18 protein-coding genes, 2 tRNA genes and 1 rRNA gene are annotated in these 15,744 nt (G+C 62.5%); 12 read left to right on the top strand and 9 right to left on the bottom strand.

What is annotated here, in order from left to right; all coding sequences use genetic code 11:
- Nucleotides 1-153: 153 nt before the first annotated feature.
- Nucleotides 154-2,427 (top strand): amino acid permease, encoded by a 2,274-nt coding sequence (locus C476_RS05100; RefSeq protein WP_008010546.1) that lies wholly within the window; start codon nucleotides 154-156, stop codon nucleotides 2,425-2,427.
- Nucleotides 2,428-2,454: 27 nt separating this feature from the next.
- On the opposite strand, the gene C476_RS05095 is transcribed toward C476_RS05100, so the two are convergent.
- Nucleotides 2,455-2,895, bottom strand: coding sequence for a universal stress protein (locus C476_RS05095; RefSeq protein WP_008010543.1), 441 nt, complete (start codon nucleotides 2,893-2,895; stop codon nucleotides 2,455-2,457).
- 202 nt (nucleotides 2,896-3,097) lie between these two features.
- Between C476_RS05095 and C476_RS05090 the strand changes: the two genes are divergently transcribed.
- Both C476_RS05090 and C476_RS05085 read left to right on the top strand, forming a co-directional pair.
- Complete coding sequence (locus tag C476_RS05090) at nucleotides 3,098-3,871, top strand: coenzyme F420-0:L-glutamate ligase (protein WP_008010540.1); 774 nt, start codon at nucleotides 3,098-3,100, stop codon at nucleotides 3,869-3,871.
- Nucleotides 3,868-4,905 carry a 5,10-methylenetetrahydromethanopterin reductase gene (locus C476_RS05085; RefSeq protein WP_008010539.1) on the top strand — a complete coding sequence of 346 codons (1,038 nt, stop codon included), beginning with the start codon at nucleotides 3,868-3,870 and terminating at the stop codon, nucleotides 4,903-4,905. The genes C476_RS05090 and C476_RS05085 overlap by 4 nt, the downstream gene beginning before the upstream one ends.
- 22 nt (nucleotides 4,906-4,927) lie before the next feature.
- Here C476_RS05085 and C476_RS05080 read toward each other — a convergent pair whose 3' ends face one another.
- Nucleotides 4,928-5,122 carry a hypothetical protein gene (locus C476_RS05080; RefSeq protein ID WP_008010537.1) on the bottom strand — a complete coding sequence of 65 codons (195 nt, stop codon included), beginning with the start codon at nucleotides 5,120-5,122 and terminating at the stop codon, nucleotides 4,928-4,930.
- 86 nt (nucleotides 5,123-5,208) lie between these two features.
- Between C476_RS05080 and C476_RS05075 the strand changes: the two genes are divergently transcribed.
- The 6 genes from C476_RS05075 (at nucleotide 5,209) to yciH (ending at nucleotide 10,611) form a co-directional block, all read left to right on the top strand.
- Nucleotides 5,209-5,418, top strand: coding sequence for a DUF7573 domain-containing protein (locus tag C476_RS05075; RefSeq protein ID WP_008010535.1), 210 nt, complete (start codon nucleotides 5,209-5,211; stop codon nucleotides 5,416-5,418).
- A gap of 96 nt (nucleotides 5,419-5,514) precedes the next feature.
- Entirely contained in the window at nucleotides 5,515-5,709 is a 195-nt protein-coding gene (locus C476_RS05070; RefSeq protein WP_008010533.1) for a cold-shock protein, read from the top strand.
- 210 nt (nucleotides 5,710-5,919) lie between these two features.
- Complete coding sequence (locus tag C476_RS05065; RefSeq protein WP_008010531.1) at nucleotides 5,920-6,900, top strand: AAA family ATPase; 981 nt, start codon at nucleotides 5,920-5,922, stop codon at nucleotides 6,898-6,900.
- A complete protein-coding gene (locus C476_RS05060; RefSeq protein WP_008010529.1) occupies nucleotides 6,897-7,898 on the top strand; it encodes a DUF58 domain-containing protein in 1,002 nt (333 codons plus the stop codon). The genes C476_RS05065 and C476_RS05060 overlap by 4 nt, the downstream gene beginning before the upstream one ends.
- Nucleotides 7,895-10,225 carry a transglutaminase TgpA family protein gene (locus C476_RS05055; RefSeq protein ID WP_008010528.1) on the top strand — a complete coding sequence of 777 codons (2,331 nt, stop codon included), beginning with the start codon at nucleotides 7,895-7,897 and terminating at the stop codon, nucleotides 10,223-10,225. The genes C476_RS05060 and C476_RS05055 overlap by 4 nt, the downstream gene beginning before the upstream one ends.
- A 92-nt stretch (nucleotides 10,226-10,317) precedes the next feature.
- The gene (gene yciH, locus C476_RS05050; RefSeq protein ID WP_006180453.1) at nucleotides 10,318-10,611 is read left to right on the top strand and encodes a stress response translation initiation inhibitor YciH; all 294 of its coding nucleotides are present in this window, start codon (nucleotides 10,318-10,320) and stop codon (nucleotides 10,609-10,611) included.
- A 125-nt stretch (nucleotides 10,612-10,736) separates the two neighbouring features.
- Here the strand turns inward: yciH and C476_RS05045 are convergent, their stop codons facing one another.
- The 5 genes from C476_RS05045 to rimI all read right to left on the bottom strand — a co-directional run bounded on the left by C476_RS05045 (nucleotide 10,737) and on the right by rimI (nucleotide 13,223).
- Nucleotides 10,737-11,102 (bottom strand): rhodanese-like domain-containing protein, encoded by a 366-nt coding sequence (locus tag C476_RS05045; protein WP_008010518.1) that lies wholly within the window; start codon nucleotides 11,100-11,102, stop codon nucleotides 10,737-10,739.
- A gap of 94 nt (nucleotides 11,103-11,196) precedes the next feature.
- Nucleotides 11,197-11,784 (bottom strand): NUDIX hydrolase, encoded by a 588-nt coding sequence (locus tag C476_RS05040; RefSeq protein WP_008010516.1) that lies wholly within the window; start codon nucleotides 11,782-11,784, stop codon nucleotides 11,197-11,199.
- Nucleotides 11,785-11,865: 81 nt separating this feature from the next.
- Nucleotides 11,866-12,276, bottom strand: coding sequence for a DUF5809 family protein (locus C476_RS05035; RefSeq protein WP_008010514.1), 411 nt, complete (start codon nucleotides 12,274-12,276; stop codon nucleotides 11,866-11,868).
- A 25-nt stretch (nucleotides 12,277-12,301) separates the two neighbouring features.
- Nucleotides 12,302-12,706, bottom strand: coding sequence for a DUF5810 domain-containing protein (locus tag C476_RS05030; protein ID WP_008010513.1), 405 nt, complete (start codon nucleotides 12,704-12,706; stop codon nucleotides 12,302-12,304).
- Nucleotides 12,707-12,749: 43 nt separating this feature from the next.
- Nucleotides 12,750-13,223, bottom strand: coding sequence for a ribosomal protein S18-alanine N-acetyltransferase (rimI, locus tag C476_RS05025; RefSeq protein WP_008010511.1), 474 nt, complete (start codon nucleotides 13,221-13,223; stop codon nucleotides 12,750-12,752).
- Nucleotides 13,224-13,940: 717 nt separating this feature from the next.
- Between rimI and C476_RS18885 the strand changes: the two genes are divergently transcribed.
- From C476_RS18885 to C476_RS05015, 3 genes are all read left to right on the top strand, one after another.
- Nucleotides 13,941-14,081, top strand: coding sequence for a hypothetical protein (locus C476_RS18885; RefSeq protein ID WP_008010509.1), 141 nt, complete (start codon nucleotides 13,941-13,943; stop codon nucleotides 14,079-14,081).
- A gap of 54 nt (nucleotides 14,082-14,135) precedes the next feature.
- Nucleotides 14,136-14,831: a DUF7119 family protein gene (locus C476_RS05020; protein ID WP_008010506.1), complete on the top strand. Its 696-nt coding sequence runs from the start codon at nucleotides 14,136-14,138 to the stop codon at nucleotides 14,829-14,831.
- A 62-nt stretch (nucleotides 14,832-14,893) separates the two neighbouring features.
- Nucleotides 14,894-14,967 (top strand) — tRNA-Lys (locus C476_RS05015).
- A gap of 478 nt (nucleotides 14,968-15,445) precedes the next feature.
- On the opposite strand, the gene C476_RS05010 is transcribed toward C476_RS05015, so the two are convergent.
- Nucleotides 15,446-15,521 (bottom strand) — tRNA-Cys (locus tag C476_RS05010).
- A 143-nt stretch (nucleotides 15,522-15,664) separates the two neighbouring features.
- Nucleotides 15,665-15,744: ribosomal RNA gene (gene rrf, locus C476_RS05005) — 5S ribosomal RNA — on the bottom strand; the annotation flags it as partial.

Here is a 15,744-nt window from a genome sequence, read left to right as displayed (position 1 = left end):
GCCGATAGTCCATGGCACTCGCCTATTCGCGCGGTACGTCATATCGATGTTTTTGGCAATGTAAATTACTTAATCAGTAATTATACACCATCTTTGTTTCTGATTAAGTAATTCTACCGGTGTTCTTATATGAGTGGTATTCGATTTCCCAGTATGAGCCACGGCGAGGGTGACGAGGAACTTGCAAAGGACCTCGGACTTATCTCTGCAATGACAATCGGGATCGGGACGATGATCGGTGCTGGGATTTTCGTTCTGCCCGGTGTCGCTGCCAACGCAGCAGGGCCGATCGTCGTCGTGTCGTTCATCGTCGGTGGGCTGATTGCGATGGTGAACGCACTGTCCATCTCCGAACTCGGGACTGCGATGCCGAAAGCTGGCGGTGGATACTACTATATCAACAAGTCACTCGGGCCGATGTTCGGCTCGATCGCGGGTATGGGTGACTGGATGGGTCTTGCCTTTGCCTCCGCGTTCTACTGTATCGGATTCGGCCAGTATCTCACTGTTTTCGTCCCATTACCGAAGGTTGCGTTCCTCAGCCCGATCCAGCTCGGGGCGCTCCTTGCCGGCGGTGTTTTCGTTGGCGTCAACTATATCGGTGCCAAGGAGACCGGGAGCATCCAGACGATCATCGTGTTCACGTTGCTTGCGATTCTCGCTGCGTTCTCACTCGCGGGCTTTTCCTCGTTCGAGTACGCGACACTGGCTAACGAGGGCGGCCTCGCACCGTTCGGGACAGGTGCGATCCTGCCGGCGACTGCACTGGTGTTCGTGTCGTTTCTCGGCTACGCGAAGATCGCAACTGTCGCCGAGGAATTGAAAAATCCGGGGCGGAACCTTCCCATTGCCATTATCGGGAGTGTCGGGATCGTGACCGTCATCTACGCGATTCTCGTGACGACGATGCTCGGGGTCATCTCGTGGCCAGACCTCAGTCAGGATGCGCCGGTTGCACAGGCTGCTGAGGTCGCGTTTCCCGCCTCTATCGGACCCGTCGGGGGTGTCGCTGCGGCGGCAGCGGCCTTGATGACCGTTGGCGCGCTGTTGGCGACAGCATCGTCAGCGAACGCCTCGATCCTCGCCTCAGCACGTATCAACTTCGCGATGGGCCGTGACAAGATCGTCACGAACTGGCTCAACGAGATCCATCCGAACTTCGCGACGCCCTACCGATCGATTATAGTCACTGGTGGGCTTATCATCGTGTTTATCGCGTTTTTAGGGAAAGACCTCAAGGTACTTGCAAAAGCAGCGAGCGTCCTCCACCTTATCGTCTACGCGCTGATGAACGTCGGGCTCATCGTGTTTCGAGAGGCGGACGTCCCGGAGTACGATCCCGATTTCCGGGTTCCGTTCTATCCCATCACGCCGATCCTCGGTGCGGTATTATCGCTCGGGCTCGTCGCGTTTATGGACAGTCTGGAGATCGCACTGTCTGCAGGATTCGTCGTCGTTGCTGTGCTCTGGTACTTCCTCTACGCCCGCGATAAAACGTCACAACAGGGTGTGCTCTCGCACTACATTCGGAGCCGTGAGGATGACCTGCCGGATCGGGTCGTCGAGGCTGCTGATGCAGTCGCACCGAGTGGGACGGATGGTCCGACGATCATGGTCGCGCTGGCCAACCCGCGAACAGAGAGTGCTCTTATCACACTTGCCAGTGCGATCGCTGAACACGAAGGCGGGCGTGTGCTTGCAACACACATCGTCACCGTGCCAGATCAGACAACGCTTACTGCTGCCGCCGAGACCGGTGAGATCGACGCTACCTCGGAGCGGCTTCTCGAGAACGCCAAACGAGACGCGGCGGCGTTCGATGTGCCGATCGAGACGAAGACGATCCTGTCTCATCGCGGTCTCGAGGAAGTGTACGATGCAGCAAAATCGAACGATGTCGACAGGGTCGTGATGGGCTACGGCGGCACGCAGTTTGCGAGTGGACGCGCCGAAAGCACCCTTGACGAGCTGACACACGACTTGCCGTGTGATTTCCTCGTCCTAGGTGCAACGGAATTTGATCCGACCGATATCGTCGTCCCCACTGCCGGTGGGGAATCATCCGACCTCTCTGCAGAGGTCGCCCTCGCACTTCACGAAACGATCGATGCCGAGGTGTCGTTGCTACATATCGTCGATGAGGGAGACGAAACAGAGGGGCGTGAATTCCTCCATGAGTGGGCAGACAGTCACCAGCTGTCAGATGCCGAGTTGCACCTCGAGACGGGGGATGTCGAGACCGTGATCGAACGCGTCAGTGCCAACCACGATCTCGTCATCATCGGTGCGACGGAGCGTGGACTCCTCTCGCGTATCGTTCGAGGGTCGCTCGTGTTCGACGTTATCGAGGACCTCGACACGCCGGTTCTGTTGACCGAACGGCCATCGTCGCGTTCGCTTCGCGATCGACTCTTTGGTCGCCGCTGAAACATCCAGCGCGTCCGATCACTCGGTTTACGCGTCTCTATCCGTCTGCGGCAGTGCGATGACAGGCCGATCGGCCTGGGTAACGAGCTTGAGCGAGCGGTCACCCGAGAGAAACTGCATGATTCGGTTTCCACCACGGGAGCGATACGCGATAGCGCTCGCATCTACCTCATCAGCAGCTTCGAAAATAGCGCCGACGACATCTCGAGCGTAGGCAGTGTGGTCGTTCGCATCAGGAAACACTCTGCGGACAGCGGCGTACGATTCTGCAGCAAGGTCTTCGGACTGCTCGACGGGTGTTTTATCGGGGACGCCGTCTCCTTTTTCCACGACGTGGAGCGCTGTCACCTCGTCCGGCTCGTACGGTTCAAGCGCCAGCGCTGTCTGCTCGGCATCGGTCTCGTTTGCGACCGGAACGAGGACGTGAGCGAGAAGGTCACTCTCAGGGGAATCGTGTGTGCGACTCATACAGGAAAGAGGGAAACGTCCATCATAACGGTTCGGTACCAGTTCGGACGCTGTACAAAATGAATGTCCCTTCCTTTTATCAACGGGTCGTGGCCGATCGTTCCTATTTGACTCGTTCAAGCTGCTCGAGTTCGAGTCGGGAATCAGCGACTCCATTCTCCGGTGACGGTGCGCTTTTGACGGCGCTGCCCTACGCTTCGGTATGAAGCTCAACGGCGTGGCGGACCTGCCCGAGATCCGCCCCGGCGACGACATCGCCGCGCTCGTCGCGGAGCGGGCCGCCCTCGAGCCCGGCGACGTGCTCACCGTCGCGAGCACGATCGTCTCGAAGGCCGAGGGCCGGACGGCTGATCTCGCGGACTACCCCGTCAGCGGCCGCGCCCAGGAAATCGCCGACCGAATCGAGGCCGTGGCAGGCGAGGAGAAAGATCCGCGGTTCGCACAGGCGGTCTTAGAGGAGAGCACGGAGCTGCTGATCGACTGTCCGTTCCTGCTGGCCGAGACCCGCTTCGGGCACATCGCGCCGAACGCGGGGGTCGACCGCTCGAACGTTCCCGACCACGACCTGCTGTTGCTGCCGAAGCGACCGAGCGAGAGCGCCAAACGGATCCGCGCGGGCCTCGCACAGCAGGGTATCGAGGACGTCGCGGTGATCGTCACGGACACCTGCGGGCGGTCGTTTCGCCACGGCCAGCGCGGTGTCGCGATCGGCTGGGCCGGTATGCCCGCGAGCCGCGACTGGCGCGGCGAGCACGATCGGGACGGCCACGAACTCGGCGTCACCGTCCAGTCCGTGGTCGACGAGCTCGCGGCCGCCGCAAACCTCGTCACCGGTGAGGGAGCCGGCGGGACGCCCGCCGTGGTCGTCCGCGACTGGGAGTTTGGCGATCACGCGGGCAGCAACGAACTGTTTCGCGCCGTCGAGGACGACTTCGTCCGCCAGGCGCTGCGAGAATGGAGCTTTGACGACACATGACAGACACCACTGACTCGAGTGACGACGTACCGACCGCAAACGACGACCCGACGTGGGCTATCGAGCTCACGCCCGAACACCCACCGGACCGAATCGCCGACCTCGCGGCGCTGGCCGAGGACGAGGGGTTCGACATCGCGTTCGCGAGCAGCCACTATTTCAACCGCGATCCGTTCGTGGTGTGCTCGCGGATGGCCAACGCCACCGAGGAGATTCGACTCGGACCGGGTGTAGTCAATCCCTACGAGACCCACCCCGTGAAACTCGCAGCCCAGGTGGCGACGATCGACGAAGTCAGCGACGGCCGCGCGGTCTTCGGCGTCGGGGCCGGCGACCGCTCCTCGCTGGCGAATCTAGGGATCGACCGCGACCGGCCGCTGCGGCGCGTCCTCGAGACGTTCGATCTCGCACGTGACCTCTGGGCTGGCGAGACGGTCACCCACGACGGAACCTTCAGCGCGACCGACGCCTCGTTGAATCTCGAGCCCCCATCGGGCCGAATTCCGACCTACGTCGGCGCACAAGGACCGCACATGCTCCGGATGAGCGCGAAACACGCCGACGGCGCGCTGGTCAACGCCTCCCATCCCAAGGACCTCGAGTGGGCAGCCGGCCAACTCGAGCAGGGACTCGCTGACCGGCCCGAGGAGTACGGCGACTTCGAGGCACTCGCGTTCGCGAGCGTCAGCGTCGCCGGCAGCGAGGAGAAAGCCCGCGAAGCCGCCCGCCCGCCAGTCGCGTTCATCGTCGGCGGAGCGGCAGAGCCGGTCCTCGAGCGTCACGACATCGACCGCGAGGCCGCCACGGCGGTGAGCGACGCGCTCGAGCGAGGGGAGTTGACCGAAGCCTTTGGCCACGTCACCCCGGCGATGATCGACGCCTTCTGTATCGCGGGCACGACAGAAACGGTCGCCGACCGATTCGCAGCGGCGCTCGAGCACGTCGACGGGATCGTCGTGGGCTCGCCGCTGGGGCCGGATCTCGAGGATGCAGTCGAACGCGCGAGCGAGGCGCTCACACGCGCGACGCAGTAAAAAACGAACCTGCGGAATCTCCTTAGCTCGCGGTAAAGAGGTTGCCGACGGCACCGAGCGTCAGCAGCCCGAAGACGGCCATCGAGAACGCGACGAGGAGCCCACCGACCAGGACGAGCAGGGGCGCGAGGCCATCGCCCATCGCCACGTCACTGAAGAGGCTGATCATTTCGCTAATGTTGTCCACGATAATGTTCATCGGTGTGATAGTGACCATATTCGGGGGTTGTTATCGATGCTACTTGGCGGTGCCGGTCCCGCGCCGACGGAGCGATTATACCGGCGGCGGTCCTATCACGACGCGTGACCGACGACGCGACGCTCTCTGATTTCGCAACCGCTGACGACGAGTCGTCGGCGGACGCAAGTACCGACACGGCGGGTTCGACGGGGGGAGCCAGCCGATCGACGTACGCCTGGGGCGAGTACATATGTACCCAGTGTAAGCAGTCGACCGACCGCGTCTGGCGTGATGACGGCGACCTCGTCTGTCCGGACTGCAAATCGTGGTAAGAGACGGGTAAGATCGGCAATAGCGCCCGTCTCGAGGCGGGCTTGCGAGTGCGCTCCCGAAGTTTTATGTTTTCGTCGTGGTTGTATTCACTTGCAATGGCGAAAGGTACGGTCGCATTCTTCAACGACACTGGCGGCTACGGATTCATCGAGACTGACGACGCGGACGAGGACGTGTTCTTCCACATGGAGGACATCGGCGGTCCTGACTTAGAGGAGGGGCAGGAACTGGAGTTCGACATCGAGGAGGCCGAGAAGGGGCCACGCGCGACCAACGTCGAGCGGCTCTAGGCTGGTCCGACAGGAGGTATCGTTTTCCGATTGCTACATGCGTAGCGGCGGCGCTCGCGTGAGCGCGTTCGTGAGGTGCTGACGGCTCGAGTGACTGCTATCGGCGGCCACGTATTCTGTCATAGGTGTCATTCGCGCATCACAAAACATATGTTCCGAAGTGTTGGATGGCGTCGTACTGGCCGAGTCCCCGCCAAGAGCCACCAGCATATGACTGATACGAATTCGACAGGAGATGCACGTACCGAGCCAACGGCTGCTGGCGATCACCTCGAGATTCCGGCGGTCGAACGGCTCTGTGCCGACATCGAAGCGAACGTCTCGCGCGTCATCGTCGGCCACGAGGACGTTATCGAACACGTCGTCATCGCCCTCCTCGGCCGTGGCCACGTCTTACTCGATGACGTTCCCGGCGTCGGCAAGACCATGCTCGCGCGATCAGTCGCCACGTCGGTCGACTGTTCGTTCAGCCGCATCCAGTTTACGCCCGATCTCCTCCCGACCGACGTCACCGGCGTGAACGTCTTCAACCAGCAAACCCGCGAGTTCGAGTTCCAGCCCGGCCCCGTCTTCGGCAACATCGTACTGGGCGACGAGATCAACCGCGCGCCGCCGAAGACCCAGGCCGCGTTGCTCGAGGCCATGGAGGAAGAGCAAGTCACTACCGACGGCCAGACGCGGACGCTACCGACGCCGTTTACCGTGATCGCGACCCAGAACGCCGTCGAACCGAACCGGACCTACGACCTGCCCTTCGCCGAGGTCGACCGCTTCATGAAGAAACTCCGACTGGGCTACCCCGAGCCCGACGAGGAAGCCGACCTGCTCGGCCGGACCGTCGGCGACCATCCCATCGAGTCGCTCGAGCCAGTGACCGACCGCGAGACGCTCGTTGCCGCCCGTGAAACCGTCTCGAGAGTGCAGGTCGCACAGCCGGTTCGAGAGTACGTGACGCGACTCGCGGCCGATACTCGCGAGCACGCCCACATCGGCGTCAGCCCTCGCGGGACGATCTCGCTGTTGCGCGCGGCGCAGGCGCGTGCCGCTGCGGACGGCCGGGAGTACGTCCTCCCCGACGACGTCCAGACCGAGGCCCCCGTCGTCATGAGCCATCGGATCAAAACGGCCGACCGCGATCGTGACGGGGACGCGATCGTCGCCGACGCGCTCGAGCGTGTCCCCATCGAATGAGACTCACACGCCGAGGCTGGGCCGTCGTCGCAACCGCGGGCGGGGCCGTCGCACTGAGCTGGCGGTTCGGTCCCCGAGCACTGAACGCGGTGGTCGTCCCACTGGTCGTCGTCTTGCTTGCCGGCCTCGTCACGGTCAGTCGTGCAGAACGGCCACGCGTCACCCGCCAGCCCGTCGCCGAGGGATTCGTCGGCGAACACCGGACGGTCGCGGTCACGATCGAGACCGACAGTCCGCTCGCCGCGACCGTCAGCGACGCCGTCGGTGAGGGCCTCTCGGCAGCCACGAGACCAGTCGCAGCGATCACGCTCGAGGGCGAGCAGACGGTTACGTACGACGTCGAACTCACACACCGCGGTCACCACCGAGTCGGCCCGCTCGAGATCGTCGTCAGCGACGTCGTCGGCCTCGTCGAACGTCGTTTCGCGTTTACGGACCGCATACCCGTGTTCGTCTATCCGCAGGTCCACGAGGTGGGTCGGGGAGTTGCCGACGAGCTACAGGCGCTGGTCGGCATCACCGAGCGCCGCGAGCACGAGACGTTCGACCACCTCCGGGAATACCACCGTGGGGACCCGCTGCGCGACGTTCACTGGAAGAGCGCAGCCAAACGCCCCGACGGCGACCTGCTCGTCAGGGAGTACGACGAAAACGAGGGCACCACTGCCGTTACCGTCGCCGCCGAGTGTGTCGCCGGCCGCGACGACGAGTTGGCGGCAGCCGCCGCGACTGTCGTGACCGTTCTCCTCGAGCAAGGGCTCTCGGTCGGGCTCGTCGTTCCCGACGGGAACGTGCCACCGGAAGCAGGCCGGGAGCACCATCGGACGCTCCTCGGCCTGCTTGCCATCGTCGATGCCGGCGAACTCGACGAGCGGACACGACGGGCCGCCGACGTAGTGGTTCGAACTGACACGGACGGAACGACGATCGTCGCCGACGACCGTGAACTGCCTTTCGATGAGCTCGCCAGTGGCGACCACCAGGGAGTGACGATATGAGCACGGACGCGTCCGGACGAGCCGACGAACGACCGATCTCGCTCGAGACGGACCAGGTCGACGGCGCTGGGGCTGCCCGCTCGATCGCACTGCTCTGTGTGCTTGCCGTGACGGCGTCGTACGTGAGCGTCCTCTATGGGATCACGCAGGTCGTTGGCGGCAGTCTGTCGCTGATCGCACTCGTCGCGGCGATGCTCGTCGGGGCGACGGTACTTGCACGACTGATTCGACCGTGGACCGCAGCGGCCCTTGCGCTGGCAGCCGCTGGGATCGGCTTCGGCTACTATCTCACGTCGGCTGGTGTCGACCCGAGCGTCGTCATTACGGCAGCCGACACGATCGTCTCGGATACCGTCGCGCTCGCGACTGGGCTGCCGCTCCTTCAGATGGTGCAAGTGGGTATCTGGACGCTCGGGTTTGCACCTGCCCCGGTCTTCCTCTCGTGGTATCTCGCCATGCGAGGCCGGTACGGACTCGGTGTCGTCCCAGGCGGAGCCGCGCTCGGATTTCTCGTGCTGACCGGCGACGCAGGCATGCTCGTCACCGTGACCGGTACCCTCGCCGCCATCGGAGCCATCGCGGCCGGCGAACTCGAGCGCCACGGCGGCTCGATCCAGCAGGCAGACCTGCTCGCAGCGCTGTTCGCGCTCGCCGTCGTCCTCTCGCTTTCGGTCACAGTCGTCCCCGGTCAGCCGGCGGCACCGACCCACCTCGCTCAGGGCGAGCCCGGCACGCTCGAGGCAACGCTCGACACCGCTCCTCGGCAGTCAGGAATCGCCGGGGCAGTCGACCTCTCGCCTGCGGTCCGATTTACTGTCGAGTCGGACCAGCGATCGTACTGGCGGACCGGTGTCTACGACCGGTTCACCGGCGACGGGTGGGTCCGGACCGGTCGGAGCAGCCGATACGACGAACCGCTTACATCGCCGCCTGGCAGCGGCGAGACGGTCGAACAGACCATCACCGCCGAGACGAAACTGGGCGTCATGCCCGTCGCGCCACAGCCGATCACCCTCGACGGCGACGTGACACGACGGACAACTGTCTCGAGACACGGCCAGCCGCGACCGGACACGCCGCTGTCGGCAGGCGAACGCTACACCGTCATGAGTAGCGTCGTCGATCCCGACCCGGCAGCGCTTCGGACTGCCGGAACGGACTATCCCGACAGCGTCACCGATCGGTACCTCCAGTTGCCCGAAAGCACCTCGAGCGAGTTCCGATCGCAGACCGCCGAAATCACGGCTAACGCACAGAATCCATACGAAACCGCGGTTGCGATCGAACGCCACCTCGAGTCCTCGAAGGACTACTCGCTGTCTGTCACCAAACCCGACGGCAACGTCGCCGAGGCGTTCACGACGGAGATGGAGGCAGGCTACTGCGTCTACTTCGCGACGGCGATGACCCAGATGCTCCGCGCAGAAGGGGTCCCGGCCCGCTATGTCACCGGCTACACGAGCGGCCAACAGATCGACGACGAGACCTACGTCGTCCGCGGGCTCGATGCCCACGCCTGGGTCGAGGTCTACTTCCCCGAGCACGGCTGGGTCAGGTTCGATCCGACACCCGGCGAGAGCCGCGATGCGGTCCACACCGGCCGGCTCGAGCAAGCCCGCAATGACGGCAGCGAGAACGTAGACACGGCAGAAAGCGACGACGTGCCGGTTTCCGACGAGGCGTCTGCCCCCACTGGTACCGAGCCCGGCGAACAACCGGAGCCCGACCCCAACGAAACCACCGATCCGGACGACCCGAACGAATCGACACCGGTGACGCAGGGCAACGAGACGAACGAGACGCCGTCTAATCCAGCGACCGATACGAGCGGCGGCGACTCGATAACCGATGGCTCGCTCGTCACGATCACGCGCGAAACGGCAGCGCTCGGACTCGTGGCGCTCGTCGGCCTCGCCGCGGGCGCGCGCCGAACCGACGCGGCGACGCGTCTCCGGCGCAAACTTGGTCTCTACTGGCACGGTCGGCGACGTGATCCCGATCGAGACGTCGAACGCGCATTCGCCCGCCTCGAGCGCCTGCTGGCCCGGCAGTACCGTCCGCGGCGTCGGTCGGAGTCGGCTCGTGCATACCTGCACGCACTGTCGACGGCAGCCAACGCGGCCGACTCGACGCCCGACAAGACGCCGATCGACGCGCGGGCCGAACGCGTCGTCGACTACTACGAACGAGCGATCTACGGAACCGGCGTCAGTCGGGCGGAAGCCGACGAAGCGATCGCGATCGTCGACGAACTCGCTCGCGACCGGCTCCCGGTGGTCGGTCGGTGCACTGCGACGGCTGACAGCCAACACCTCCGCAGTCAGTGACTGTGAGAGCCCCAGTGGACTCAAAAAGAACCACGCGAGCGCATGCGGGTCCCGATAGTGTTTAATATGCCCGTTTCATAGCAACGAACGTAATGTCGGAAGTCTGCTCGACGTGCGGGCTGCCCGAGGAACTCTGCGTCTGCGAGGACGTAGCCAAGGGCCAACAGCAACTCAACATCCGCATTGACGAGCGCAGATACGGGAAAGAGGTAACGATCGTCGAAGGATTCGATCCGAAGGACGTCGATCTGGACAGTCTCTCGTCGGATCTCAAATCGAAGTTCGCCTGTGGCGGCACCGTCGAGGACGACCAGATCGAACTACAGGGGAACCACACCGGCCGCATCGAGGAGTTCCTTCGGGACCGCGGCTTCAACGTCGCCTAATGCCCGCGATGCTCTGAGACGACTTCCGAGCCCACGACCGCGTCGCAGTTCTCCTCTCGTTTTTTACGACGCTCTCGAATAGCTGTGTCACCGGCGTTCGGTGCGATATCCTGGCAGATAGACGATTAGAACGGCGACTCACGCGTTGCCGACTCCGCATCGTCTCCGTCCTCGCGGACGAGGCCGAACTTCATACCGTACTTATCGAGGCCACCAGCCATACTCTCGACGCGCGCGTCGGCAGCCCCCTCGTAAGAGCCGATGAGTTGTGCAGCCTGCACGCTCGATTTGCCATGCGGGCAGACAGTGACGATGTGGTCTGCGTCCTCGAGTTCGTCGACCCGGCTCGTGAGTTCGTAAAACGGGATGTTCTCGCTGCCGGGAATGTGACTGTACTCGAACGCTTGCTCGTCGCGAATGTCGACGATACGAACGTCGGCATCGTCCTCGAGCAGGTCGTGGACCTCGTCAGTGGAAATTTCGCCGTCCATTATCAGCGTGTTAGACGTGCGGACCTAAGTCAGTAAAGGTTTCAGCAGTCGACCGGACTGGTAATCGAACGACAAGCGAGAAAACCGACAGCGCCTACAGCAGACCGTCTTCTTTCGCGAGCAACAACCCCTCCAACGTCGCATCGTTCGCTGGCTGCTCGCGGGCACGCTCGAGTGCCTCGTCAATCGGTACGGTCGTCACCTCGAGAAACTCATTATTGTCGAGCTCCCGCTCGCCCGGCTCGAGCCCCTCGGCATAGACGATCGCACGATCGTGGCGCAAGACACCGGTCGCGACCGCGTACTCCTGAAGGAGCGCGGTACTCGTGGGCCGAAAGCCAGTCTCTTCCTCGAGTTCACGAGTTGCCGCTGCCGTGTAGGACTCGCCGTCCTCGACGATTCCCGCCGGGAGCTCGAGATGTGTTTCGCGGATCGTCGGACGGTACTGTTCGACGAACAGGATGCGATCGCCGGTGTCACGCCCATCACCACCGTCGCCCGTGTCCGCGAGGACACCACCATCGATCCGCGCGACAACGACCACTGCAGGCGGCAGGTCTGCCCAGTAGTACCGTTTCTCGTTGCCATCGGGCTGTTCGAAGCGATCGTAGCCGCCGTCGTACCAGCCTGTCTCGTACTCGGTTCGCTCCTCGAGCAAGTCCCAGTCGTCGGGTACAGTCATCGTCAAAGCGTGGGTCCTCGAGCAGATAATAGATGCTGGTCATTGGCTTGCGGCCGATCCGATCCCTGTCCCGAAGGCGATCTAGACGAGATCTCGATACAAGCGCCCGAACGCCTGCCGCCGAAGCGTCGCGACTGCCGCCGCTTTCTCGTTCTGGAACGTCGCTGCGACGGCTTCATCATCCGGCCCCACGTGCCAGACGACGTGGTCGACGGCCTCGTGACCGACCCTTGTCACCTCGCCGTTGTACGTTTCGCACCAGTCCTCGAACTCCGAACGGCTCCCGATATGGACCTCGAGTAAGCTCGCGAAAAGCGCGTCACGGGCGGTTTCGACGACGTCGCCGGTGACGCGTTCGTCGTACTCCTCGCGGTCGAACGCCATCGCCTTCGCGACCTCACGGACGACCGTCTGGGCTGCGGGACCGACGGCGTCGTACGTCGCTCGCGCGTCCTCGACCGACTCGAAGGCAAACGTCCCCTCAGTGTGCATATCAGTCCAGTCGGAAGAGTGGTAGTTACGCGTTTTCGTTCTCGTCGCCGTCGCCTTCGTGGTCCGTCATCTCGCGAGTCAGCTCAGCGGCCTCCTCGAGGACGCGCTGGGTCTCGGCGGTCATCGACCCACGGCCTGGCTGGCGGCTCTGGCGTGCGATTCCCTCCTCGAGCGAGTCAGGGCGTCCGGGGTCGTGACCATGGCCATGATCGTGGCCAGTCGCCTCGAACTCTGGTGTGTCGATTTCCTTCGCGTGCGGGCTAATGCGCTCGCCGAGTTCGCCCGGCGTACAGTCACTCCAGTCGGGGGCGTACTCGGCGAGCCACTCGCGGTGGTCATCGCGACCGAGCGATGCGGTGATCGCGAGGTGGTTCGCAAGGTGTACTGCATCTGCCTCCTCGGCATCACAGACCGGACAGGCGTATCCCATACCCGATCGTACGACTCCGGACGCTAAAACGTCCCGCAACCCGCTATCCCAGTTTCCGAATCATCACGATCGCATCCTCACCGTCGGCATAGTAGCTGGGCACTCGCCGAAGCGGCTCGAAGCCGAACTCCCGGTACAGCCGTTTCGCCCCATCGTTCGACTGCCGTACCTCGAGTTTGACCGTGTCAGCACCGTGGGCCGCGAGCACGCCGAGCGATTGGGAGAGCAACGTGGAGGCGACGCCCGCCCGACGGTAGTCAGGATGGACGGCGACGTCTTTGATATGCCCGAGCGCGCGGCCGATCTGCTGTGTAACGTCAGCAACGACGTATCCGGCGATCCGTCCGTCGATTTCGGCAACAAGAAAGCCGGGTTCACCGAGGAATCGCTCGAAGGCGTCGTACGGCCAGGCCTGCGAAAAGGACGCGTTCTCGATGCGAACAACCGCAAGGAGATCAGCACGCTCTGCGGGCCTGATCGACACCGCCTCGCCGTCCTCGGGTGCGGAAGTCGTCACACACGAGGCTACCACACCGAACAGTAAAAGCCGTGCGCGTCGCGGCAGGGACATCCACGGTCCGCGGTTGCGGCGTATTCGATATGAGTTGACCGAACAGACCTCAGTTACCAGTGTCGAACGACCGCGCGCCAGCCCACAGCGTCGCCGCGTCGGAACTGATCTGGCAGTATCCGGTTCGAATCCGGACTCAACTATCTCCAGCACCGCCTTGCAAGGCCATTTGTCGTGGTATACGGACACACAATTCGTCGCGAGGAGTGCCTCACCTACCGGCCTATATTGCCACATCCAGGCCGGTAGCGAACTCCTGTACCCCCGAGACTCCTGTACGACATGAGGCCTCCAGCGTCACGAACGACGACGTTCATCGTCACGCCCCACCAGCAGCCAAGCAGTGGACACACCGCGATAACCGAAACAGCACGCAGTAGCTGTCGCGAACAGCACCACAACGTCGGCAGATCCGTGTTTCGGGCTGTCTACGCGGCTCGAGCGAGCAGTCAGTCATAAATGTCGGTTTCGGCCCCTTTCGGAAAGACCGAGGTTGCTCTCGGCTCTCGCATCGGATAGACTCGGTTAGGAAACCGGTTCGACACGCTGGCGTCGAACGCGCTACTCGTCGGAGATAGCGGCATAATCGACCCATAAGACAGAGCACGGGTATCTCTTGCAGCCGAAACGATACTTATACTGGCAGGGTTCGAAACGCCGTCGATGACTGACACAGCCGAATGCAATCCAAAGCCAACCGAACAAAAACCAACGGAACGCGATGACACACATCTCACCGACATCGAAGAGGGGGCCGGCTGTACAGAAATCTGGGAGCATCTCGCCGAGAAGCGCGAGGAGTAATACCTCTCTCGTCCAGACAATGAGCTTTTTGATGCGAGCAACCTATGCAGGTTTATGACCGACAATCGACCCGGTGAGGGTTCGAACCGCCGCGCCGAGAACGGTCGATCGGTTCCGACGGATCGTGAATCGCCCGTCGGCGCACCAGTTATCCGGGGCGACGAATCGGTCACCGGAACCCGCGCCCGCGAAGCCGTACAATTCGACCCCGACGACCCCGACAGTCTCGCTGCCGCCGCCGAAACCGTCCGCCGGTTCGCCGCTGGGAAAACCACCGACGATCACCTCTACATGCTCCGCGGTGCAGCCGCCTGTGCCGCTCTTGTCCGTGGTGAAGGCTCGTACAAAGCCGCTGCTGAACGCGCCGGTGGCGAAACGACTGTCTCGTTCATTCGCAAGTGGGCCCGCGTCCACGACCTTCCGCGGTCGGTCCGCAAACAGGTGGCGCTCGGTCAGATTGCACCAACTGCTGCCAAACACATTGCTCGCGTCGGTGGCGAAGCACGACTGTTGCTCGCGTGGGCAACCCTCGATGGCGACCTTACCGTCCGCGATGTCCGCAGTATCGCCAGCAAAGTCAACGATGGCGTTCCGATCGATCGGGCACTCGTCAAACACGATGTCGTCCTCGGTGAACTCGAACTTACGCTCTCGCCGACGACGTACCGCGATCTCCGGCGACGGGCATCTATCGAAGACGTCGAACCGGGTCAGCTCGTCACAGACGCACTCGAACACTACTTCGAATAACGGCCTCCACGCCGATCGAGAAAGAAACGTTTAACCGGGACACCCCAAAAGAGAGAACCACAGGGCCGGTAGCTCAGTCTGGCAGAGCGTCTGGCTTTTAACCAGACGGTCGCGTGTTCAAATCGCGCCCGGCCCGCTTTTGCGACGAACAACGTCATCAGGAGCACCGCGACTAGAGCGATTTCAAGGCGACGAGTCACAGCCCGCACAGTGAGCAAAGCGAACGAGCAGGAAGTCTCAGTGTAGTTCACAGACCCACATCTCACCGTAATATTCTCTCTGCACGTTACAAGAGTGAAATCTCATATTGGAAATGTATCTCGAGACTAGCCGTAGTTCAGATAATCTTCAAACAGTACAGTGTCTATGGCGTCTCCCAGCAGGACGTCAGATGTGTCCTGCTGTTCGAGAGAAGACGCCCTTACAACTGACTTCGGGATCCTGAAGCACTCGAGACGTACACCAAAGTTCGCAACGCAAGCACCGATAACAGAACTGATCAACTACAGTCGTCGTCTGACTGCACGATATACTCAACGAACAGTCCTACCACCTTGACTGACAGTAGATTCACTCAAGAGATACATGTATGTCGGCTCCGGAAAACGTGGAAAAGCCAAGGGCCGGATTTGAACCGGCGGTGGGCGGCTCTGCAGGCCGCTGCGTTCGGCCGGACTCTGCCACCTTGGCGCATTTTCTTCTTGTTACTGCGTTCGTTTAAGCATAGCGGTACGGATCAGCCCCGGTTAGAGCCTGACTGACATATACGAAGAAAGCCCCACAGAGCAACCGCAAACGCGGTTGCTCTGTGGGGCTACTGTATTGAGTATGAGTGGAGGCGGCGAATCGACGTTCCCAGAGGGTCGCCCACTCCAGTACTTGCCGATACGCAGGCGAGCTTATCTTCCGTGTT

Source organism: Natrinema limicola JCM 13563 (genome assembly GCF_000337475.1).
Taxonomy (GTDB): domain Archaea; phylum Halobacteriota; class Halobacteria; order Halobacteriales; family Natrialbaceae; genus Natrinema; species Natrinema limicola.
This window is presented reverse-complemented; position numbering and strand designations above follow the sequence as displayed.